The sequence below is a fragment of the Mesorhizobium sp. 2RAF21 genome, from assembly GCF_052115345.1.
GTDB classification, from domain to species: domain Bacteria; phylum Pseudomonadota; class Alphaproteobacteria; order Rhizobiales; family Rhizobiaceae; genus Mesorhizobium; species Mesorhizobium terrae.
The window spans coordinates 102,888-123,436 of record NZ_JBFRGM010000004.1; the positions used below are offsets into that span (position 1 = coordinate 102,888).

Genomic DNA, 20,549 nt, shown 5'->3' on the forward strand with positions numbered 1-20,549 from the left:
ATGTCCCACCGCATTCTGATCCTGGGCGGCACCACTGAGGCACGGCAGCTGGCCGGCCGGCTGGCGGCGCGGCCGGATGTCGAACTTATCCTGTCGCTGGCGGGGCGCACCGAAAATCCGGTCGCGCAGCAGGTGCCGACACGTGTCGGCGGCTTCGGCGGCGCGGAAGGGCTCGCGGCCTATCTGAAGGAGACCGAGACCGATCTGTTGATCGATGCGACGCATCCTTATGCGGCGCGCATTTCCGCCAACGCGGCCGAGGCGGCCCGTCTTGCCGGCGTGCCGATCCTGGCATTGCGGCGTCCCGGCTGGCAGCGTGAACAGGGCGATCGCTGGGTGGAGGTTGAGGGGGTGCCCGAGGCCGTCGCGGCATTGGGACCAATCGCACGGCGCGTTTTCCTGGCGCTTGGGCGACAGGAGGTTGGCGCCTTCGAAGCAGCGCCGCAGCATCATTATTTGTTGCGCAGCGTCGACCCTGTCGAACCGCCGCTTGGCGTCTCCCATGTCGACTATCTTCTGGCGCGTGGCCCGTTTCGCGAGGTGGACGAACACCGCCTGCTCGTGGACCAGCGCATCGATGCCGTCGTGTGCAAGAACAGCGGCGGCGAGGCGACCTATGGCAAGATCGCCGCGGCGCGTAGCCTTGGCATCGACGTGGTGATGATCCGCAGGCCGGTGCTGCCGGCCGTGCCTTCGGCGCCGAGCATTCCCGATCTGCTTGCCATGATCGATCATTCCCTGCGTCCCGTGGCCGAGCGCGGCGTGTAGATCAGCGCCGGCTTGCCGTCGCGCTTGATGACACGGGTTTCTGGCGATCCGATGATGACGCAGGTGGCCATGTCGGCCATCTCGGCCCTGGCGAAGGCTAGGGCTGCGACGTTGATGCGTTCGTCAGGGCGCCCGGCGGCGCGGCCGAAGATGACCGGCGTGGTGCCGGGCAACACGGCGGCCAGCGCCTCGAAGGCGCGACCGAGCTGCCATGGGCGCGACTTGCTGATCGGATTGTAGAGCGCGACGACAAAACCGGCGCCGGCCGCCGCCAGCAGCCTCAGTTCGATCAGGTCCCAGGGTTTCAGATTGTCGGACAGCGAGATGGCGCAGAAATCATGGCCGAGCGGTGCGCCGGCTCGTGCCGCCACCGCCAGCATCGCGGTGACGCCCGGCACGATCTGAAGGTCGATGTCGCGCCATTCGGCCGGACCGTCCTCGATCGCCTCGCAGACGGCGGCTGCCATGGCGAACACGCCGGGATCGCCGCCGGAGACGACGGCCACGGCATGACCTTCAGACGCCTTGACGATGGCTTCCTTGGCGCGCGCCAGTTCCTCGCGGTTGTCGGAGGCGATGCGGGTCTGGTGCGGTTTGAGGTCCAGCCGGTCGACATAGGGTTTGTAGCCATAGAAGAACTCGGCTTCCGCAACCGCCTGGCTGGCTTCCGGCGTCACCTGATTGGCGTTGCCGGGACCAAGCCCGATGACGAAGAGACGGCCGCTCATTGGTCCGCCCCCGGGCGGCCGGACCAGCCGGCAACCAGCACCACCGCGAAATAGGGCGCCTTGTCGTCTTCCTTGTCCTTCAGCCGCATGGAGATCGAGCCTGGCATGGTGCCGCGTTCGACATAGACGGCGCGGACCAGCTTGCCGGCGGCTTCCAGTGYCCTGCGGATCTTCGGCAGGTTGCGGCCTACCTTCATGATGACGGCGGCATCGGTGTCGGCCAGCCGGCGGGTCAGCTCGAACTCGCTCATCGTGCCGGGCAATACGGTCAGCACATCGTCGCCCTGGACAATAGGCAGGCCGTTGGCCGACCAGCAGCCCGACATGGCGGTCACACCCGGAATGACTTCGGTCGGATAACGATGAGCAAGGCGCACGTGCAGGTGCATGTAGGAGCCGTAGAACAGCGGATCGCCCTCCGAAAGGATGGCGACGGTTCGGCCCTGGTCGAGATGCTCGGCGACCTTTGCAGCGGACTCTTCGTAGAAGCCGGTGATCGCCGTTTTGTAGTCGTCGCTGTCCTTGTCGATCTCGGTGGTGACGGGATAGACGAGCGGCAGTTCGATCCAGTCCGGGCGATGGTGCTCGCCGACGATGGTGCGGGCATTGCCATTGGCACCGCGCTTGGAAAAATGCGCGACGACATCGGCCTCGGCCAGCGCGCGCACGGCCTTCAGCGTCATCAGTTCGGGGTCGCCGGGACCGGTGCCGACGCCGATGAGACGGCCTTTGACAGCCGCGCTCACAGGCCCGGCCTCGCCAGTGAATTCAGCGCGGCGGCGGTCATGGCGCTGCCGCCCAGCCGGCCGCGCACAATGGCGAAAGGCACGCCGTAGGAGTTCTCGGCCAGCGCGTCCTTGGATTCGGCGGCACCGACGAAACCCACCGGCATGCCGATGATGGCGGCTGGTTTGGGTGCGCCGTCGCGCAGCTTTTCGAGCAGATAGAACAAAGCCGTCGGCGCGTTGCCGATGGCGACGACCGCACCGGCCATATGCTGGCTCCACAGGTCGATGGCGGCGGCCGAACGCGTGTTGCCGATCGCCTTGGCGATTTCTGCGGTGCGCGGGTCGCGCAGCGTGCAGATCACCTCATTGCCGGCGGGCAGGCGGGCGCGGGTGACACCATGCACCACCATCTGAGCGTCGCACAGGATCGGCGCGCCGGCTTTCAGCGCATTACGGGCGGTGTCGGCGAAATCCGGAGAGAAGACAAAATGCCGGGCCGCCTCGACCTGACCGCAGGCATGGATCATGCGAATGGCGATGTCGGCCTCGGCTTCGGAGAAACGCGACAGGTCCGCCTCGGCACGGATGATGGCGAAAGAACGCTCGTAGATGGCGTTGCCGTCATGAATGTAGTCGTAGGCGGCCATGCTCATCCGTGCTCATTCCCGTGCGAAGGCTTGCGTGATCGCCGTCTCGCCCAGCCGGGCAAGGCAGGCGGCAACCGTTTCGTTGTCGCGCCTTGCGCCGCCGGCCAGCGCGGCAACGCGACCGAGGCCGCGCGCGGCTTCATATCGTGGGCTGTATCGGGGCGGAAGGGCCTTCGCCGTCCCGTCAACGACAAGTCCGGCTTTGTTTTCGTCGCCCACCAGCGTCAGCGCCGCTGCTGCCGGGTGCGCGCAGCCCTTGGCGCAGCCCGAAATATGCAGGGTGAACGAGCCGTCGAGAAAACCGGTATGGTCGGCGGCGATTGTTTCCGCGATCCCCCGCGTCGACAGATGACCGGACGCGCAGGCCGGCGTGCCGGGGCAGGCCGCGATATGGGTGCGCGGGTCGCTCGCTTCGGTGACGAAGCCGAGCGCGCCTGCGGCCTGTCGCAGTTCGGCACCGGCTTGCCTTGTCAGGCCAAGGAACAACAATGTGCGCTGTGGCGACGGGCGGATCTCGCTGGCACCGCGCGCGACTGCCTCGGCTGCGAGCCTTGCGATTGCCTGGGCCGGCATCGAACCGAAGGGCAGGGCGATGCCGAGAACTTCGGCCGAATTGGTGAGCGGGAAAATTCCAATGGGAAATGAATCGCTTGAGAGGGGCTTTTCAGAAGGTGATTCAATGACACCTTCGGGCGCGACGGCACTCCGCTCCGTGAGCTGTTCCGTATCCAGGTCCCGCGCTCGACCTTCGCGGCCCAGTGTGGCGATTGCCTTAAGAATCGCCATGGTCAGGTCGCTGGCTCGCGCTTCGTCGAACAGGCCCAGCGGTCGCGCTGTGGTCGCCGTGCCGCCAATCGAGAGATGCCAGCTTACGCTACCATCGCGACGAACCGCGACCAGCCGCACATCGGCTAGAATCGCGTCAAGGCTGATCAACCCGCCACCATCCACGACAACGGACACTTTTGGCCCGAGCTTGCCGGCAAGGCCGGCCTCGTAGATCGCGGCGCGGATCGCCTCGGCCAAGGCGCGCGGGTCGGCTGTTTCGCTCAAGTCCAGGCCGGCCAGAGGCCCGGTCTCGACCGGTACGCCGGTGCGCACGGCGATGCCCAGCGCATTCACTTCCGCGGCCAGCACCGCCGCGCTTGTCGCCGTCAACCCACGAATCTGGATCGAGCCGCGCGCCGTCACCTCCATGATGCCGTTGCCGTGGCGTGAGGCCGATTCGCAGAGTCCGATCAGGGCTTTGGAAGCGAGTCCTCCAGCAACGGGGTTGAGCCGCACCAAAAGCCCGTCGCCGGTCTGCATCGGCGCCGTCAGGGCGGGGCAGGCGCCCCGGCGTCGGGCGGCATTCATTCGGCTGCCTCGCTGCGGCCAGCCTCGGCGATCAATGCCGCGAGGTCGTCGTCGACCGAATTGCGCAGCGGGTGCCACAGTCCGCGCCGTCTTGCCGAGGCGAGGCGTTCGGCGATGAATTTCGCGGCTGCCGGGTTCTCGCGCAACAGGAAGGCGCGCACAGTCTCGTCGCCCAGATAGGCATCGTGCACGGCGCCGATCAGATTGCCTGCAATGGCTTGGGTGGTTTCGGCGAAGCCGACGAGCCTGTCGACCGTCTCGGCGAATTCCGAGGCGCCGCGCGGGCCGTGCCGCATCTGTCCCTCGATGAAGCGCCGGTTGACGGCGCGTGCCCGCACCACACGCGTCACCGCTTCTGACACCGAACGCGGCTTCGGCTTCGCCGGGTCAGTGGTGTCGAGTACGATAACGTCGGCCTTGCCGCCAAGCGCTGCGACAGCCGCCGCGAAGCCGCCAATGAAGGCGACGTCGGCGGAACCCTCGAGGATGTCGCGGCCGGGATCGTCGCCGGTATGCACGAGAAGATCAGCCTCCGCGATACGGCCGGCAAAGGCACCGGGCGCAGCTGCCCCTTCGCCTTCGGCGCCGCCATAGGCGTGCGAGGCTGCATCGAGATAGGCGCGGCCAAGCTCTTCGCGGCTTTGCCATTCGCCGCTGGCCAGCATGGCTTCCAGGCCGGCGCCGTAGGTGCCGGGCGAAGAACCGAAGATGCGTGGCTCGACCCGCCCTGCGGCACGCGTGGCGGCGGCGAGCGGATTTTCGGTGTCGTCCTCGTCTCGCTGGGCAACGGCGCGCGCGGCGGCGTCGATGAGCGCGATCTGGGTTGGGAACATGTCGCGGAACAGGCCTGATATGCGCCAGGTGACGTCGACACGCGGCCGCCCAAGTGCCGCCGGCGGCAGTACTTCGATGCCGGTGATACGGCCGGTGGCGGCATCCCATTGCGGGCGGCAGCCCATCAGCGCCAGGCCCTGGGCAATCTCCTCACCGCCGGTGCGCAGCGAGGCGGAACCCCAGAGATCGATGACCAGAGCGCGCGGCCAGTCACCATGGCTTTGCATGAAACTGACCACGATCTCGTCGGCAGCGGCCTTGCCGAGATCAAAGGCGGTCGGCGTCGGCATGGTGCGCGGATCTGCGGTGAACAGGTTGCGCCCGGTGGGCAGCACGTCGGTGCGGCCACGCGCCGGCGCGCCCGCCGGCCCTGCGGTGATGTGGCGGCCGTCGAGCGCGGCCAGCAGGGTGGCTTTTTCATTGATCGCGCTTTGCAGGCGCAGTGCGTTGGCCTCGCCATCCGGCGCGCGGCCATAGATATGCAAGCCGTCCTTGACCGCGAAATCCTTGACGTCGCACAGCCAGGCGTCGATGCGACGCAGCGCTTCATCTGGCGCGTCGGTCCTGGCGACGCCGGCTTCCGAGGCAAGGCCGGTCTTGGAGGCAGTCTCCACGATCAGCTTCGCCAGCCGGTCGCGACGGCGGCGGTCGAGCCCATCGGCCTGCGCATATTCGTCGACCAGCCGCTCCAGTTCCTGCTGGCTTTCGTCCAGGCCCGCGCCGGTCAACGGCGGCGGCAGATGGCCGAGGGTGACGGCGGCGATGCGGCGCTTGGCCTGTGCGGCCTCGCCCGGATTGGAGACGATGAAAGGATAGATGACCGGCAGCGCGCCAGTGACGATCTCGGGGAAGCAATTCTGCCCAAGCGCCACCGTCTTGCCGGGCAGCCATTCCAGCGTTCCATGGGCGCCGACATGGACGATCGCCTGCACGCCGAGCGATTGCTGCAGCCACAGGCCGAAAGCGACCAGTTCGTGGCGCGGCGGCAGCGTCGGGTCATGATAGTCGGCGCGCCGGTCCGCCGAGCGGCCACGATCCGGCGCCAGCGCCACGGTGACGTTGCCGAAGGTGGCCGCACGGAAGGGGAAGCGGGACGATGCCGCCGGCTCGCCCCAGGCTTCGACCACTATCCGGCGTGCCTCGTCCGGCAGATGTTCGGACAGTATTGCGTAGTCTTCCAGCGAAAGCCCTTCGCAGTTCCGTTCGAGAAGATCGAGCAGCACGCGCGGCGATTGCGGAATCTTCTCAACCGCGTAACCGGCCTCCTTAAGGTCGTGCAGCATGGCAAGCACGGAGGAAGGCACATCCAGACCGACGGCATAGCCGGTGCGCCCCGGTGCGCTCGGATAGTCCGGGATCAGGATGGCAAGGCGGCGTTCGCTCGCCGGTGTCTTTTGCAGCCGGATATGGGCGGCGATGCGGTTGGCGACGCTTTCGACACGATCGGGTTCCGGCCGGTTGGCGAAGGCGCGGAAGGCAAGAGCGGCATTCGCCTCGACCTCGGCCTTGAAGGAGACGGCGCCGGCGAGGATGCGGCCATCCAGCTCCGGCAGCACGACATGCATGGCAAGGTCGGCGGGCGCTAGCCCGCGCTGATTGGTTTCCCAGGCGTCACGGCGCGTGGTGGCGACGATGATCTGGAACACCGGCACGCCGGCACGGTCGAACAGCGTCTCGGTGCCGGGTTCCGCGCCGGAAGCAAAGGCGGTGGCGGTGACGATCGCCGCCGGCTTTAGCTCGCCGAACGCGGTCTCGACAAAATCGAGCGAGGTCTTGTCCTTCAAGCTGGAAACGAAGATCGGCACCGCGGCGATGCCGCGTGCCTGCAACGCTTCAGCCAAAGCATCGATAGGCGCGGCGTCGGCCGCCAGCAGCATCGAGCGGTAGAACAGGATCGGGACAACGGGGTTGTTTCCTTCTCCCCGTTCACGGGGAGAAGGTGCCCCGAAGGGGCGGATGAGGGGCGGCTCCTGCCCGTCCTTCAGACCCCCCTGCTGGGATATTCTCCCCGTGAACGGGAAGAAGGAAGCCAATCCATCCGCCACACCAATGCCCGGTTGATAAAAACCAGCCTTCGGCACTTCGACCGGCTGGGTTGCGACGACGTTCCGGCCGCAAAGCCCGGCCAGGCGTCGCACGAGCGCCGTCATGTTGGCTGCGCCGCCCTGGCGGAAATAGGAAAGCAGCGCCGCCAGCTCATCCGCGGGCAAGGTGGAGGCCTCGGTGAGCCGCAGGTCTTCATCGTGCGATTCGCCGGGCAGCAGCGCCAGCTTGATGCCCTTGGCACCCGCCACCGCGGCGAGCTGGTCGCAGCCGTAGCGCCACCAGTCGTGACCGCCGAGGATGCGCACCAGGATCACCTTGGCGTGTTGGGCCACGCTGTCGATCCACAGATCGACCGACATCGGGTGGCGCAGATCCCGCAACGCCGCCAGCCGCATCGAAGGCAGGTTGCCGGCATCCGCCTGCCAGGCCGATGCCAGTCCGGCCAGATCGCTGTCGGTGAACGACAGCGCCACCATCTCCGCCGGCTGCTGGCGCAGGTCGACTGGCTCGGCGATGTCGTCGAGCGAGGCGGAGGTGGTGGTCAGGATGTGCAAGTCTTACCCCACCAGAATACGTTCGATGGCCGGGCGGTCGAGGCCCTTCAGACCGATCACCACCAGCCGCGAGCGGCGGTCGTCGCTAGCGGTCCATGCGCGGTCGTAATAGTGGTTCACGCGCGGGCCGACCGCCTGCAGCAGGAGCCGCATCGGCTTGGCGTCGACTTCGACGAAGCCCTTCACACGCAGCACGTTTTCCTTCTCTGCGGCGTCGGCGACGCGGCGGGCCAGTTCGTCCGGATTGGCGATCGAGGGTATCTCGACGACGAAGCTATCGAAGTCGTCATGCTCGTGGTCGCCCATGCCGTCGTGATGGCTCTTGCGGTTCTCGATGTCGTCCTCGACCGCCAGGCCGAGACCGAGCAGCACGGAAGGATCGACCTTGCCCTGGGCGGTCGGCACCACCTTGACGGCGCGTGCGACGTGCTCGTCCAGCACGGCATTGGCTTTTGCCGTGCCAGCGGCGTCCATCAGGTCGCTCTTGGAAAGGATGATCAGGTCCGCGCAGGCGACCTGATCCTCGAACACCTCTTCGACCGGATCGTCATGGTCGAGCGAATCGTCCGCCACGCGCTGGGCGGCGAGCGCGTCCATGTCGGCGGCGACACGGCCTTCGGCCAGTGCCGGGCCGTCGACCACGGCGATAACGCCGTCGACGGTGACGCGGTTCTTCACGGTCGGCCACTGGAAGGCCTGCACGAGCGGCTTCGGCAGAGCGAGACCCGAGGTCTCGATCAGGATATGGTCGACCTTCGGCGTGCGCGACAGGATCTGGTCGAGCGCCGGCACGAAATCGTCGGCTACGGTGCAGCAGATGCAGCCATTGGCGAGCTCGACGATGTTTTCCTCCGGGCAGGTGTCGATGCCGCAGCCCTTGAGGATTTCGCCGTCAACGCCGACGTCGCCGAACTCGTTGACGATCAGCGCCAGCCGCTTGCCCTTGGCGTTTTCGAGGATATGGCGGATCAGCGTCGTCTTGCCGGCGCCGAGGAAGCCGGTGACGACGGTGCAGGGCACGCGGGAAACGGAAGCGGTCATGTCTAGTCCTTCAGCATGGTAAGGGGAGGGATGCGCGCGATCAGGCCGCGCTTCAGCGAATCAGGGCGGCCGCGCCATGGGATGAGGCCGTCCTCGGAGGTGACGAAAAGTTCTGCGCCGGCGACGAGGTCGGGGCCGCTTTCGGCGGTCAGGTCGCCGAAGACATAGCTCCAGCAGCCGTCGCGCAACAAGGCGGCGGAGAGCCGGCGCTTGCAGTTGCCGAGACATTCGACGGTGCGGACTTCGATGTTCCGGTTATCCTCGGCGGCGGTGCGGGTAGCCTCGGCCAGCAGCGCGCCGGCACGTGGACGCGCGTCCGAGCCGGTCTCGTCGCGGCACGAGGAACAGACGATGATGGTGACGGGCGCGGTGTCGGCGTCTGCCGCAACACCCGCCGTCTCAGCCGAAAAACTGCCGTTGCGATCCAAATCGGACTCCTTGCCCGGGACACCCGCCAGGCGTTGGGGTTTTGGTCGGACGGCAGGTCTCCTGGCTCGCGGGTCGTCGCCTCGGTGCCGCCTTCCCGGGAAATCCCAGTGGCTATCGGCCTTGGCTCGTCGCTCACAGTTGCGGGGACAGCCGCGGAGTTGAGGTTTTTGAACCTCGCACCGCATTCCCTCTTCGCTCCTCCCGGTGAAGAGAGGAGACCGTCTTTGCCGGATTTAGGCTTGGGCGGGCCGTGCTGTCAACGCATGGTTACGGCGGATGACGTCGCATGCGTGGCCATGCCAGTCCGGCGCCGATCTGGCGATCAAACCACGACGCATTCGCGATTGCGCCGTTCGATGTGTAGATTGGCGGCCAGGAAGTCGATGAAAAGCCGCGTTTTGGCGAGCGGCAGGCGAGCGGCCGGCCAGATGACATGAACCGGGACCGCCGGTTGTTCAAACGCTTCGAGGATCACCTCGATTGCGCCGCTGTCGACGAGATCCTGCACTTGCCAAAGCGGTACGCGGCCGATGCCAAGACCGACAGCGACGGCGGAATGGCTCGCCGCGGCGTTGTCGAGATGCAGCCGTCCGCTCACCTTGACGGTCATCGGTCTGCCGCCATCCTGAAATTGCCATGCACCAGCGTCACGGTCGGTGTTGCGGAAAACGCATTGATGTTCCGCCAATTCACGCGGATGCCGTGGCCTGCCATATTTGTCGAAATAGGACGGAGCGCCGAAGACCACACGGCGCATGACACCGAGCCGGAGCGCCTTCAAGTCCGAATCCGGCAGCTCGCCAATGCGGATGGCAAGGTCGAGCCCTTCCTGGGCAAGATCGACGAAGCGGTTCGAGAGGCTGAGTTCGACCTCCACCTTGGGGTGCATTTCCATGAAGCGCGCGACGATGGGGATGAGATAGCTTGGCCCGAACAATTCCGGCCCGCCGATCTTGAGCAGCCCGGAAGGTTCGGCGCTGCGATTGCCTGCCTCGGCCCTGGCCTCGGCAATCTCCGAAAGTGCCGGTTTCACGCGGCGGTAGAAATCATATCCGGCTTCCGTGGGCTGCGCCTTGTGCGTGGTGCGGCGCACGAGCTCAACGCCAACGCTTTTTTCAAGAGCTGCCAGCGAACGGCTGACCGCCTGCAACGAGCGGCCGAGATGCCGGGCAGCGGCTGAAAGATTTCCGCGTTCCACGATTGCCAGGAACGCTTCGACATCACCAAACCGATCCATACCGTTCTCCGATTTTCGAGAGACGGTATCACGAATTGGCCCTCTACCAACCGAAGGGCGAGAGACCGATGTTTCAGGACATGCGGATCCAATATGGAAGGAAAACGGGATGTCCGATGTGAACAGGAAAACCGTGCTCGTGGTTGGCGCTTCCGGCCGCAGCGGCGGCTATGTCGCTGCCGAGCTTGCCCGGCGTGGCGTCATCGTGCGGGCGTTGGTGCGCAACGAGGCTGCCGCACATTCGGCGCGGAACAATGGCGCTTCCGAAATCGTGGACGGTGACCTGCGCGATGCCGAAAGCCTCGACGCTGCGCTCAGGGGTGTCCATGGCGTCTACTATGTCGGTCCACCTTTCGTAGCGGACGAACCGGCACTCGGCATCGCCATGGTGCATGCGGCGAAACGGGCAGGGGTGGGCAAGTTCGTGTTTTCTTCGGTCATTCATCCGGCCAACGGACTGGCCAACCACGCCAGCAAATTGCCCGTCGAAGAGGCGCTGCTGCGCTCCAATCTCGACTACACCATTCTTTACCCCGCAACACTGTTCCAGAACATCGCGCCGGCGTGGCGAGCCATTGTCCGGGACAGTATGTTCGTCGAACCCTTTTCGAACACTGCGCGGCTGGCGCGGGTCGACTATCGCGATGTCGCCGAAGTGGCTGCCGAGGCTCTGACGGATGACCGGCTTGCCTATGGCTCCTTCGAGCTCGCCGCAGACGGTATGTACAACCGCGTCGAGATCGCCGCGATGATGAGCGCCGTGCTCGGACGCTCGATCGAGGCGGTGGAACGCAGTTTCGAGGAGTGGGCAGCTGTCGCCAGGCCGCCCTTTGAGGGGGAAGCGCTGCAGCAACTCGCGCGCGTGTTCGAATCCTATTCGGCCTTTGGTTCTGCGGGAAACAGCCTGACGCTGCGTACCATCCTCGGACGCGAACCACGCACGTTGCGCCAGTATTTCGAAGAGCTTGCTGCCGCCGAGCCTGGCGAGCCGATGCGGGCTTGAACGGGCTGTTTATTCCATCACCACGTTCGTCCTCTGGCCCTGCCGAAGTTGCCTCTTGCCGGGGTTCGTCTGCTATCGTCTGATGCTATCTGAGGATAGCAACATGGCGGAGCCGTCCGGCTCGGCCGCATCGGAGAGGAGAAGGTAATGGCGGTTCAGAAGGTGGCGGTGGTGACTGCCGGCGGCAGCGGCATGGGCGCGGCGGCGGCGCGCAAGCTGGCAGCGGACGGCTACAAGGTCGCGATCCTGTCCTCCTCCGGCAAGGGCGAGGCATTGGCCAAGGAACTGGGCGGCGTCGGCGTCACCGGCTCGAACCAGTCCAATGACGATCTCAAGCGGCTGGTCGACCTCGCCGTTTCGACCTGGGGCCGTATCGACGTGCTGGTCAACAGCGCCGGCCATGGCCCGCGCGCGCAGATCCTCGAGATCAGCGACGATGACTGGCACAAGGGCCTCGACACCTATCTGATGAACGTCATCCGCCCGACGCGGCTGGTTGCGCCGGTGATGCAGAGGCAAAAGGCCGGCACCATCATCAACATCTCGACTGCCTGGACATTCGAGCCGAGCCCGATGTTTCCGACGTCGGCGGTCTTCAGGGCCGGACTTGCTTCCTTTACCAAGATCTTCGTCGAGGCCTATTCCGGCGACAACATCCGCATGAACAATGTGCTGCCGGGCTGGATCGACAGCCTGCCGGCGACCGAAGAGCGGCGCGACAGCGTGCCCTTGAAGCGCTACGGCACCAGCGAGGAAATCGCCGCTACCATCGCCTTCCTGGCCTCGGATGCCGCGGCATATATCACCGGCCAGAACATCCGCGTCGACGGCGGCGTGACACGCTCGGTGTAGTGGTGGCTGAACTTTCCATCGACGCGATCACCGCAGCCGTGGCGATTCTTCAAAGCGGCGATCGTTGCGCGGGAAAGTTGGAGCTTCAGCGGCTATGGAACGACGGCTTCGAGACCGATCCTTATCGCCGCTGTATCATCGCGCATTTTCTGGCCGATACAGAAGAAGATGTGGCCATGGAGCTTGCCTGGGACATCGCCGCTCTTGAGGCGGCGACAGGGAGGGCGGAGGGGGACGCGGATCCGCTGGCGCCGGCGCTTGCGAGCTTTCTTCCTTCGCTCCATCTCAATGTGGGGGATGCGTATCGCCGAATCGGGAATCTTGAACAAGCCAGGTTTCATGCGAAAGCCGGCCTAAGGCGGGCCAGTGTTCTTGAGGAGAACGGCTACGGTTCCATGATCAAGACCGGACTGGACAGGCTCCACATGCGAACCGAGGCGGACTGATCGTCTAAATTTTGCGGTGCGGTGGGATATCCGCCGGCGAGAATGCAACTGAAACGCTATGCGACTTGTAGGATCCGGTCGACCGTTGCTTGAAGAGGACCGCTGGAATCGATTTCGTGGTCGGCGGACTCCCGAAGCAGCGGCTCGATCAGCTCGATCAGTTCGGCGATCTTGCGGCGCTCCTCCGCCACACCGCCGTAGCCACTCGACATGCGTGCCGACACGCGCTGCATGATCGTATCGATCGGCGCCGAAAGCAGAATCACGGTGTCGATCAGCGGGAAAAGCTCTCCCATGTTCTCAGCGCAGCCGCTGATGAAGAGCATGCCTTCACGCGGTTCGGAAAGCAGGGCCCGGACCTTGTCCAGCTGCCACACCCAATCCTTGCCATCTCCGGGTGTCAGCGTGTCGTCCGAGGCGGCGTCGATCCAGTGCGACCATTCGGGCGTGTCGAGATCGCAGGCGGCATAGCCACGCGCGCTAAGCTCTCCGATCGTCGCTGACTTTCCAGTTCCGGACATGCCGGTGATCAACACGCGCTTCATATTTCTTCTCGAGGATATCGGTGGGTGGGTTGACGTCGGCACTACGCTTCAAGCCGCTTCTTCATGTAGACCGTCGTGCCTTCCATATAGGCTTCGCGTCCGGTGATGATGTAGCCGAGCCGCTCATAGAGGGCGATGTTGGCCTCGAAGGCGGCATTGGTCAGCAATTGGATTTCCTTGCGGCCGGCCTCAACCGCCATCTCCTCGGCGTAGCGAAGCAGCGTCTTGCCGAACCCTTTGCCCTGATGGGCGGGCAGCACGCAGACATTCTCGATCCACAAATGATCGTCTTCCAGCGTCGTCTCAATTAGTCCGGCAACCTTAGGACCTTCATGGAGAAGGGTGAATTGGTGCTTCCGCAGCACCTCATCGTAGTCAGCCTTCATCGGGCTTGGCTCGCGGCCGATCACGGGAATCCACTTCGAATAGGCCGCGCGCACGATGTCGCGAACCAGCGCGACATCGTCCATCGTCGCTGCCCGGAATTGCAAAGCGGGTTCGTGCGGCATTCGGGTATTCTCTCCTCAGGCGGCTTTGGCCATTCCTGCCACATCGGCCAGGGCAGGGCCGAGATCGCCGGCCGGCGTGACCTCGATGCGTTCCAGGCCGAGCCAGCCCTGCATCTGCTTCAATTCCTCGAACAGTGCCTCGGCGGTGTTGGCCGGCGCGTGCGGCTCGGCATAGGCGGCATGCACGCGCAGCACACCGGCTGGCCGATCCGCCTTCACGTCGATGCGGCCGACGATCTTCTCTTCATGGAGGAAAGGCAGCACGTAATAGCCGTATTGCCGCTTTTCGGCCGGCGTGTAGATCTCGATGCGATAGCGGAAGTCGAACAGGTTCTCGGCGCGGCTGCGCTCGAACACCAACGGATCGAACGGAGCGAGCAGCGCGCGCGCTTCCACCTTGCGCGGCTGGCGGGCGTCCTTGTGCAGATAGGCCGGTTTGTCCCAACCCTCGACGCGCACCGGGATCAGTTCGCCGTCCTCGACCAGTTCCTCCAGCCGCGCCTTTGTGTCCTCCGGGGCAAGGCGGAAATAATCGCGCAGGCAGGCATAGGTGGCGACGCCATGAGCGCGGGCAGACATGCGCAACAGTTCGCGGTGCGCGTCCTCGGGCGAGGGGACGGGCAGGTCGCGCACGGCCTGTGGCAGCACGCGCTCGGGCAGGTCGTAGAGGCGCTCGAAGCCGCGGCGCGAATGGGTGGTGATGCGGCCGGCCCAGAACAGCCATTCGAAGGCATGCTTGGCCGCGCTCCAGCCCCACCAGCCGCCATTGCCCTTGTGGCCTTCGATTTCCGAGGCGGCGATCGGTCCGCGCGTTTCGACCTCGCGAAAGATCTCGTCGATGAGGTTGGCGTTCTGGCAGCCCCATTTGGCAAGGCCGGTATACATTTCCTCGCCGCGTTCGGCTCGCTCCATGCGCCAGCGCATCAAGGGATAGGTCTCGATCGGCAAGAGCGAGGCCTCGTGCGCCCAATATTCGAACAGCGCGCGCTTGCGGCCCGGCGCCATGGCTTCGTCGAGCAGCGACATCGGATAGGCGCCGAGGCGCGAATAGAGCGGCATGTAGTGGGCGCGCACCACCGCGCTGACAGAATCAATCTGCAACAGACCGGTGCGGGAAAGCACGCGGCCGAGATGGCGGCGGTCGGGCGTGGTACTTGGTCGCGGGTCGGCGAAACCCTGCGCCGCCAGGGCGATGCGACGCGCGGTCTTGAGCGAGATCTTGTCTTTCATCCTGACGGCATTCTGGCGGTTCGAGCTGGCCGCCAAGGGCGGCGATTCCACCCATGCTAGCAGGGTTTCGGCGCCAATCCTGTCAGGAGAGAAAAGTGGAGTAAAAAGTGAAGGAAATCAAATAGGAGCCGATCGGACCAGTTTTCCCGGATCAAGCGTCCACAGCCGCATTTTGGACAAGGTTTGACTTGCTTCGCCGGGAGCGCTGCGCTAACCGTCGCCGCATTGCAGCATGGGCCCCGTAAAACGGTTTAGCCGTTGAACACGCGCGCTTCCGCCCTAAGGTCTTGTGCTGTATCAGGTGGATAAGCCACCAACGGAAAGTCGCAGCATGAACGCACTCCTCAGTTCGTATCTGCCCATCGTCCTCTTCATCGGTGTGGCGCTGATCGTCGGCCTTGCCCTTATCGTGGCGCCTTTCCTTGTCGCCTACCGCAATCCCGACCCGGAAAAGCTGTCGGCTTACGAATGCGGTTTCAATTCCTTCGACGACGCCCGCATGAAGTTCGACATCCGCTTCTATCTGGTGTCGATCCTGTTCATCATCTTTGACCTGGAAGTGGCCTTCCTGTTCCCCTGGGCGGTGTCATTCGGTCAGATCGGCATGCTCGGCTTCTGGTCGATGATGGTTTTCCTGGGTGTGCTGACCATCGGCTTTGCTTATGAATGGAAGAAAGGAGCGCTGGAATGGGATTGAACGACAATTCCGGCACGCTCGTCGCGCCGCGGCCGAAGGGCATTCTCGACCCGAACACGGGCAAGCCGCTCGGGTCCAACGATCCCTTTTTCCTCGAGATCAACAATGAGCTCGCCGACAAGGGTTTCCTGGTCACCTCCAGCGAGGCGCTGATCACCTGGGCGCGCACCGGCTCGCTCATGTACATGACCTTCGGCCTGGCCTGCTGCGCGGTGGAGATGATCCACAGCGCCATGCCGCGCTATGACAGCGAGCGTTTCGGCATCGCGCCGCGCGCGTCTCCGCGCCAGTCCGACGTGATGATCGTCGCCGGCACGCTGACCAACAAGATGGCGCCCGCGCTGCGCAAGGTCTACGACCAGATGCCGGAGCCGCGCTACGTCATCTCGATGGGCTCCTGCGCCAATGGCGGCGGCTATTATCACTATTCCTATTCGGTGGTGCGCGGTTGCGACCGCGTGGTGCCGGTCGACATCTATGTGCCTGGCTGCCCGCCGACCGCCGAGGCGCTGCTCTACGGCCTGCTTCTTCTGCAGAAGAAGATCCGCCGCACCGGCACCATCGAGCGGTGATCGATCATGAGTGAAGCCCTCAACGACCTTGCCGCCCATATCAAGGACAAGCTCGGCGCCACGGTGACCGACAGCGTGATCGCCTATGGCGAGCTGACCGTGACGGTCAACGCCGCCGACGTCGTCAAGGCGGCGACCTTCCTGCGCGACGACACCAAGTGCCAGTTCATCTCGTTCATCGACGTGTCCGGTGCCGATTACCCGTCGCGGGCACAACGCTTCGACGTTGTCTATCACCTGCTTTCGCCGAAGCAGAACCTGCGCGTGCGCCTGAAGGTCCTTGCCGACGAGGAGACGATGGTACCGTCGGTCACCGGCGTGTGGCCGGGTGCCGACTGGTTCGAGCGCGAGACCTACGATCTCTACGGCGTTCTGTTCTCCGGCCATCCGGACCTGCGCCGCATCCTCACCGACTACGGGTTCGAGGGCCATCCGCTGCGCAAGGATTTTCCGCTCACCGGTTTCGTCGAGGTTCGCTACGACGACGAAGCCAAGCGGGTGATCTACGAGCCGGTCGAGCTCAAGCAGGAATTCCGCAATTTTGACTTTTTGTCTCCCTGGGAAGGCACGGACTACGTGCTGCCGGGTGATGAAAAAGCCAAGACGAACTGAGGCGCCCCATGGCCGAGACCTCCGTCCGCAATTTCAACATCAACTTCGGTCCGCAGCATCCGGCCGCGCACGGCGTTCTGCGCCTCGTGCTGGAGCTGGACGGTGAAGTGGTCGACCGCGTCGATCCGCATATCGGCCTGCTTCATCGCGGCACCGAGAAGCTGATCGAGCAGAAGACCTATCTGCAGGCCGTGCCCTATCTCGACCGGCTCGACTATTGCGCGCCGATGAACCAGGAGCATGCCTTCGCGCTCGCCGCCGAGAAGCTGCTCGGTATCGAAGTGCCGAAGCGCGGCCAGCTGATCCGCGTGCTGTTTTCCGAAATCGGCCGCATCATGTCGCACATCCTCAATGTGACGACGCAGGCCATGGACGTTGGCGCGCTCACCCCGCCGCTGTGGGGCTTCGTCGAGCGCGAGAAGCTGATGGTGTTCTATGAACGCGCCTCCGGCTCGCGCATGCATGCCGCCTATTTCCGTCCGGGCGGCGTGCATCAGGACCTGCCGACCAAGCTGATCGAAGACATCGGCAAGTGGATCGACCCGTTCCTGAAGTCGATCGACGACCTTGACGCGCTGCTCACCCCCAACCGCATCTTCAAGCAGCGCAACGCCGACATTGGCGTGGTGTCGCTGGCCGATGCCTGGGCCTGGGGTTTCTCCGGCGTGATGGTGCGTGGCTCGGGCGCTGCGTGGGACCTGCGCAAGTCGCAGCCCTACGAGTGCTATTCGGAGCTCGACTTCGATATTCCGATCGGCAAGAACGGCGACTGCTACGACCGCTACCTCATCCGCATGGAAGAGATGCGCCAGTCGGCCAGGATCATGCGCCAGTGTATCGACCTTCTGCTCGGCAAGGAAAGCACCGGTCCGGTGTCGAATGTCGACGGCAAGGTGGTGCCACCGAAGCGTGGCGAGATGAAGCGCTCGATGGAAGCGCTCATCCATCACTTCAAGCTTTACACCGAAGGTTATCGCGTGCCGGCCGGCGAGGTCTATGCGGCCGTCGAAGCGCCCAAGGGCGAGTTCGGCGTCTACCTGGTCTCCGACGGCACCAACAAACCCTACCGCTGCAAGCTGCGCGCGCCCGGTTTCGCGCATCTGCAGGCCATGGATTTCCTGTGTCGCGGCCACATGCTGGCCGATGTCACCGCCATCCTCGGCTCCCTCGACATCGTGTTTGGTGAGGTCGATCGCTAAATGTCAGTCCGTCGTCTCGCAGATGCCAGCGTCCAGCCAGCTTCCTTCGCCTTCAACAGGGCGAATGCGGCGTCGGCCAAGAAGTGGATCGCCAAATATCCGAAGGGCCGCGAGCAGTCGGCGATCATCCCGCTCCTGATGATTGCGCAGGAGCAGGAAGGCTGGGTCACCAAGGCCGCGATCGAATCGATCTGCGAGATGCTGGGCATGCCCTTCATTCGCGGGCTGGAAGTCGCCACCTTCTACACGCAGTATCAGCTGAAGCCGGTCGGCACGCGTGCCCACATCCAAGTTTGCGGCACCACGCCCTGCATGCTGCGCGGCTCGGAAGAGCTGATGGACGTCTGCCGTTCCAAGATCCATCACGACCAGTTCCACACCAATGAAACCGGCACGCTGTCGTGGGAAGAGGTCGAATGCCTCGGCGCTTGCGTCAACGCGCCGATGGTCATGATCTTCAAGGATACCTATGAGGATCTGACGCCGGAACGTCTGGCCGAGATCATCGACGCCTTCGAAGCGGGCAAGGGCGCGGATGTGCCGGTCGGCCCGCAGAACGGCCGTATATTCTCGGCGCCGATCAGCGGCTTCTCCGCGCTGGCTGACGAGAAGGCCATCCTCAAGACGACACGCGACAAGGAAGCCAAGGCGGCCGCGAAAGCCGCCAAGGAAGCACCGGCCGTTGCCGCCGAGCCAGCCAAGGTGGCCGAGCCGGCGAAGGTCGCAGCCGTGCCGAAGGCTCCCGCCAAGGCGAAGGCCGAAGCAAAGCCCGTCGCGAAGAAGACCGAGGCTGCGGCTGCGGCACCGAAAAAAGCAGCCGCGCCGGCCAAGCCCTCGCTCGATCACAAGGATCGGCCGAAGGGCATCGAGAAGCCGACTGCGGTGGACGACCTCCAGCTCATCTCCGGCGTCGGGCCGAAGATCGAGGCGACGCTGCATGAATTGGGTATCTTCACCTACGCCCAGGTCGCGTCCTGGAAGAAGGCCGAACGCGTATGGGTCGACGGCTATCTTGCCTTCCACGGCCGCATCGAGCGCGAGGATTGGGTGAAGCAGGCCAAGGCGCTCGCCAAGGGCGGGGTCGAGGAATACATCCGCGTGTTCGGCAAGAAACCGGTCTGAGGGACGATCAATGCTTCAGGACAAGGACCGCATCTTCACCAACATCTATGGTCGCTTCGACCAGTCGCTGGCCGGCGCGATGTCGCGCGGCGCCTGGGATGGAACCAAGGGCCTGATCGAGAAAGGCCGTGACTGGATCATCAACGAGATGAAGGCGTCGGGCCTGCGCGGTCGCGGCGGCGCCGGCTTCCCGACGGGTCTCAAATGGTCGTTCATGCCCAAGCAGAGTGATGGCCGGCCGAGCTATCTGGTCGTCAACGCCGACGAATCCGAGCCCGGCACCTGCAAGGACCGCGATATCCTGCGCCATGACCCGCACACGCTGGTCGAAGGCTGCCTGCTTGCCGGCTTCGCCATGGGCGCGGTCGCCGCCTACATCTATGTGCGCGGCGAGTTTATCCGCGAGCGCGAGGCGCTGCAGCGCGCCATCGACGAGGCCTACGAGGCCAAGCTGATCGGCAAGGGCAACAAGAACGGCTACGATTTCGACATCTACGTCCATCACGGCGCCGGCGCCTATATCTGCGGCGAGGAAACCGCGCTGCTCGAAAGCCTGGAAGGCAAGAAAGGCCAGCCGCGCCTGAAGCCGCCATTCCCGGCCAATGTCGGCCTCTATGGCTGCCCGACCACGGTCAACAACGTCGAATCGATCGCGGTGGCGCCGACCATCCTGCGTCGCGGCGCTGCCTGGTTTTCGTCCATCGGCCGTCCCAACAATGTCGGCACCAAGCTGTTCATGCTGGTCGGCCACGTCAACACGCCGTGCACCGTCGAAGAAGCGATGGGCATCACCTTCCGCGAACTGGTGGAAAAGCACGGCGGCGGCGTCCGCGGCGGTTGGGACAATCTGCTGGCCGTCATCCCCGGCGGCGCGTCCTGCCCCGTGATCAAGGGCGAGGACATGGCCGATGCCATCATGGATTTCGACGGCATGCGCGAGAAGAAGTCGTCCTTCGGCACCGCCGCCGTCATCGTCATGGACAAGTCGACCGACGTCGTGAAGGCGATCGCCAGGCTCGCTTATTTCTTCAAGCACGAAAGCTGCGGCCAGTGCACGCCGTGCCGCGAGGGCACCGGCTGGATGTGGCGCGTCATGGAGCGGCTGGTGCGCGGCGAGGCGCAGAAGCGCGAGATCGACATGCTGCTCGACGTCACCAAGCAGATCGAGGGCCACACCATCTGTGCGCTGGGCGACGCGGCCGCATGGCCGATCCAGGGCCTGATCCGCAATTTCCGCCCGGAGATCGAGCGGCGCATCGACGAATTCACCCGCAATGCGCATCGCGCCGAGCCGGTTCTCGTCGCGGCAGAGTAACAAGACAATGAGAGAACAGGGGCGCAAGCCCTGCTGAACAGGAAACGGCAGCAAGAGCAGGGCATACGGAACGAAGCGG

General features: G+C 64.7%; 21 protein-coding genes and 1 riboswitch. Of the genes, 10 read left to right on the top strand and 11 right to left on the bottom strand.

From position 1 onward, the window contains the following. Entirely contained in the window at positions 1-768 is a 768-nt protein-coding gene (locus tag AB4136_RS07925; RefSeq protein WP_024924551.1) for a cobalt-precorrin-6A reductase, read from the top strand. Here the strand turns inward: AB4136_RS07925 and AB4136_RS07930 are convergent. The 8 genes from AB4136_RS07930 to AB4136_RS07965 all read right to left on the bottom strand — a co-directional run bounded on the left by AB4136_RS07930 (position 732) and on the right by AB4136_RS07965 (position 10,368). After that, entirely contained in the window at positions 732-1,496 is a 765-nt protein-coding gene (locus AB4136_RS07930) for a precorrin-3B C(17)-methyltransferase (protein ID WP_024924552.1), read from the bottom strand. The genes AB4136_RS07925 and AB4136_RS07930 overlap by 37 nt on opposite strands. Further along, positions 1,493-2,242, bottom strand: a complete 750-nt coding sequence (locus AB4136_RS07935; protein ID WP_441931006.1) for a precorrin-2 C(20)-methyltransferase — start codon at positions 2,240-2,242, stop codon at positions 1,493-1,495. The genes AB4136_RS07930 and AB4136_RS07935 overlap by 4 nt, the downstream gene beginning before the upstream one ends. Next, the gene (locus AB4136_RS07940; protein WP_024924554.1) at positions 2,239-2,871 is read right to left on the bottom strand and encodes a precorrin-8X methylmutase; all 633 of its coding nucleotides are present in this window, start codon (positions 2,869-2,871) and stop codon (positions 2,239-2,241) included. The genes AB4136_RS07935 and AB4136_RS07940 overlap by 4 nt, the downstream gene beginning before the upstream one ends. Positions 2,872-2,883: 12 nt before the next feature. After that, positions 2,884-4,227 carry a precorrin-3B synthase gene (cobG, locus tag AB4136_RS07945; RefSeq protein ID WP_024924555.1) on the bottom strand — a complete coding sequence of 448 codons (1,344 nt, stop codon included), beginning with the start codon at positions 4,225-4,227 and terminating at the stop codon, positions 2,884-2,886. Further along, positions 4,224-7,661 carry a cobaltochelatase subunit CobN gene (cobN, locus tag AB4136_RS07950; protein WP_024924556.1) on the bottom strand — a complete coding sequence of 1,146 codons (3,438 nt, stop codon included), beginning with the start codon at positions 7,659-7,661 and terminating at the stop codon, positions 4,224-4,226. The genes cobG and cobN overlap by 4 nt, the downstream gene beginning before the upstream one ends. Before the next feature lie 3 nt (positions 7,662-7,664). Then, on the bottom strand, positions 7,665-8,702 hold the full coding sequence (gene cobW, locus AB4136_RS07955; RefSeq protein ID WP_024924557.1) for a cobalamin biosynthesis protein CobW: 1,038 nt from the start codon (positions 8,700-8,702) through the stop codon (positions 7,665-7,667). Between the two features lie 2 nt (positions 8,703-8,704). Beyond that, complete coding sequence (locus AB4136_RS07960; RefSeq protein WP_024924558.1) at positions 8,705-9,130, bottom strand: DUF1636 family protein; 426 nt, start codon at positions 9,128-9,130, stop codon at positions 8,705-8,707. A gap of 34 nt (positions 9,131-9,164) precedes the next feature. Next, positions 9,165-9,369: riboswitch (cobalamin riboswitch) on the bottom strand. Between the two features lie 84 nt (positions 9,370-9,453). After that, a complete protein-coding gene (locus AB4136_RS07965; RefSeq protein ID WP_024924559.1) occupies positions 9,454-10,368 on the bottom strand; it encodes a LysR family transcriptional regulator in 915 nt (304 codons plus the stop codon). Between the two features lie 109 nt (positions 10,369-10,477). On the opposite strand from AB4136_RS07965, the gene AB4136_RS07970 reads away from it, so the two are divergent. The 3 genes from AB4136_RS07970 to AB4136_RS07980 all read left to right on the top strand — a co-directional run bounded on the left by AB4136_RS07970 (position 10,478) and on the right by AB4136_RS07980 (position 12,669). Further along, positions 10,478-11,371, top strand: a complete 894-nt coding sequence (locus AB4136_RS07970) for an NmrA family NAD(P)-binding protein (RefSeq protein ID WP_036255053.1) — start codon at positions 10,478-10,480, stop codon at positions 11,369-11,371. A gap of 147 nt (positions 11,372-11,518) precedes the next feature. Next, positions 11,519-12,223, top strand: coding sequence for an SDR family oxidoreductase (locus tag AB4136_RS07975; protein ID WP_024924561.1), 705 nt, complete (start codon positions 11,519-11,521; stop codon positions 12,221-12,223). Between the two features lie 2 nt (positions 12,224-12,225). Continuing rightward, complete coding sequence (locus tag AB4136_RS07980; RefSeq protein WP_036255072.1) at positions 12,226-12,669, top strand: hypothetical protein; 444 nt, start codon at positions 12,226-12,228, stop codon at positions 12,667-12,669. A 56-nt stretch (positions 12,670-12,725) separates the two neighbouring features. Here the strand turns inward: AB4136_RS07980 and AB4136_RS07985 are convergent, their stop codons facing one another. Genes AB4136_RS07985 through AB4136_RS07995 form a run of 3 tightly spaced genes read right to left on the bottom strand, consistent with a single transcriptional unit; the run spans position 12,726 to position 14,953 of the window. Further along, positions 12,726-13,214, bottom strand: coding sequence for a shikimate kinase (locus tag AB4136_RS07985; protein ID WP_024924562.1), 489 nt, complete (start codon positions 13,212-13,214; stop codon positions 12,726-12,728). Between the two features lie 41 nt (positions 13,215-13,255). Next, positions 13,256-13,723, bottom strand: a complete 468-nt coding sequence (locus tag AB4136_RS07990; protein WP_024924563.1) for a GNAT family N-acetyltransferase — start codon at positions 13,721-13,723, stop codon at positions 13,256-13,258. Between the two features lie 15 nt (positions 13,724-13,738). Beyond that, complete coding sequence (locus AB4136_RS07995) at positions 13,739-14,953, bottom strand: winged helix-turn-helix domain-containing protein (protein WP_024924564.1); 1,215 nt, start codon at positions 14,951-14,953, stop codon at positions 13,739-13,741. A 331-nt stretch (positions 14,954-15,284) separates the two neighbouring features. Here AB4136_RS07995 and AB4136_RS08000 point away from each other — a divergent pair, with 331 nt between their 5' ends. The 6 genes from AB4136_RS08000 to nuoF are packed head-to-tail and all read left to right on the top strand — an operon-like array spanning position 15,285 to position 20,470. Further along, entirely contained in the window at positions 15,285-15,650 is a 366-nt protein-coding gene (locus tag AB4136_RS08000) for an NADH-quinone oxidoreductase subunit A (RefSeq protein WP_024924565.1), read from the top strand. After that, entirely contained in the window at positions 15,641-16,222 is a 582-nt protein-coding gene (locus AB4136_RS08005) for a NuoB/complex I 20 kDa subunit family protein (RefSeq protein ID WP_024924566.1), read from the top strand. Before AB4136_RS08000 ends, AB4136_RS08005 begins: the two co-directional genes overlap by 10 nt. 6 nt (positions 16,223-16,228) lie before the next feature. Next, entirely contained in the window at positions 16,229-16,834 is a 606-nt protein-coding gene (locus AB4136_RS08010) for an NADH-quinone oxidoreductase subunit C (RefSeq protein ID WP_024924567.1), read from the top strand. Between the two features lie 8 nt (positions 16,835-16,842). Further along, the gene (locus AB4136_RS08015; RefSeq protein ID WP_024924568.1) at positions 16,843-18,033 is read left to right on the top strand and encodes an NADH-quinone oxidoreductase subunit D; all 1,191 of its coding nucleotides are present in this window, start codon (positions 16,843-16,845) and stop codon (positions 18,031-18,033) included. Next, positions 18,034-19,155 (top strand): NADH-quinone oxidoreductase subunit NuoE, encoded by a 1,122-nt coding sequence (gene nuoE, locus AB4136_RS08020; protein WP_024924569.1) that lies wholly within the window; start codon positions 18,034-18,036, stop codon positions 19,153-19,155. A 10-nt stretch (positions 19,156-19,165) separates the two neighbouring features. Next, complete coding sequence (nuoF, locus tag AB4136_RS08025; protein ID WP_024924570.1) at positions 19,166-20,470, top strand: NADH-quinone oxidoreductase subunit NuoF; 1,305 nt, start codon at positions 19,166-19,168, stop codon at positions 20,468-20,470. The last annotated feature ends 79 nt before the right edge of the window (positions 20,471-20,549 follow it).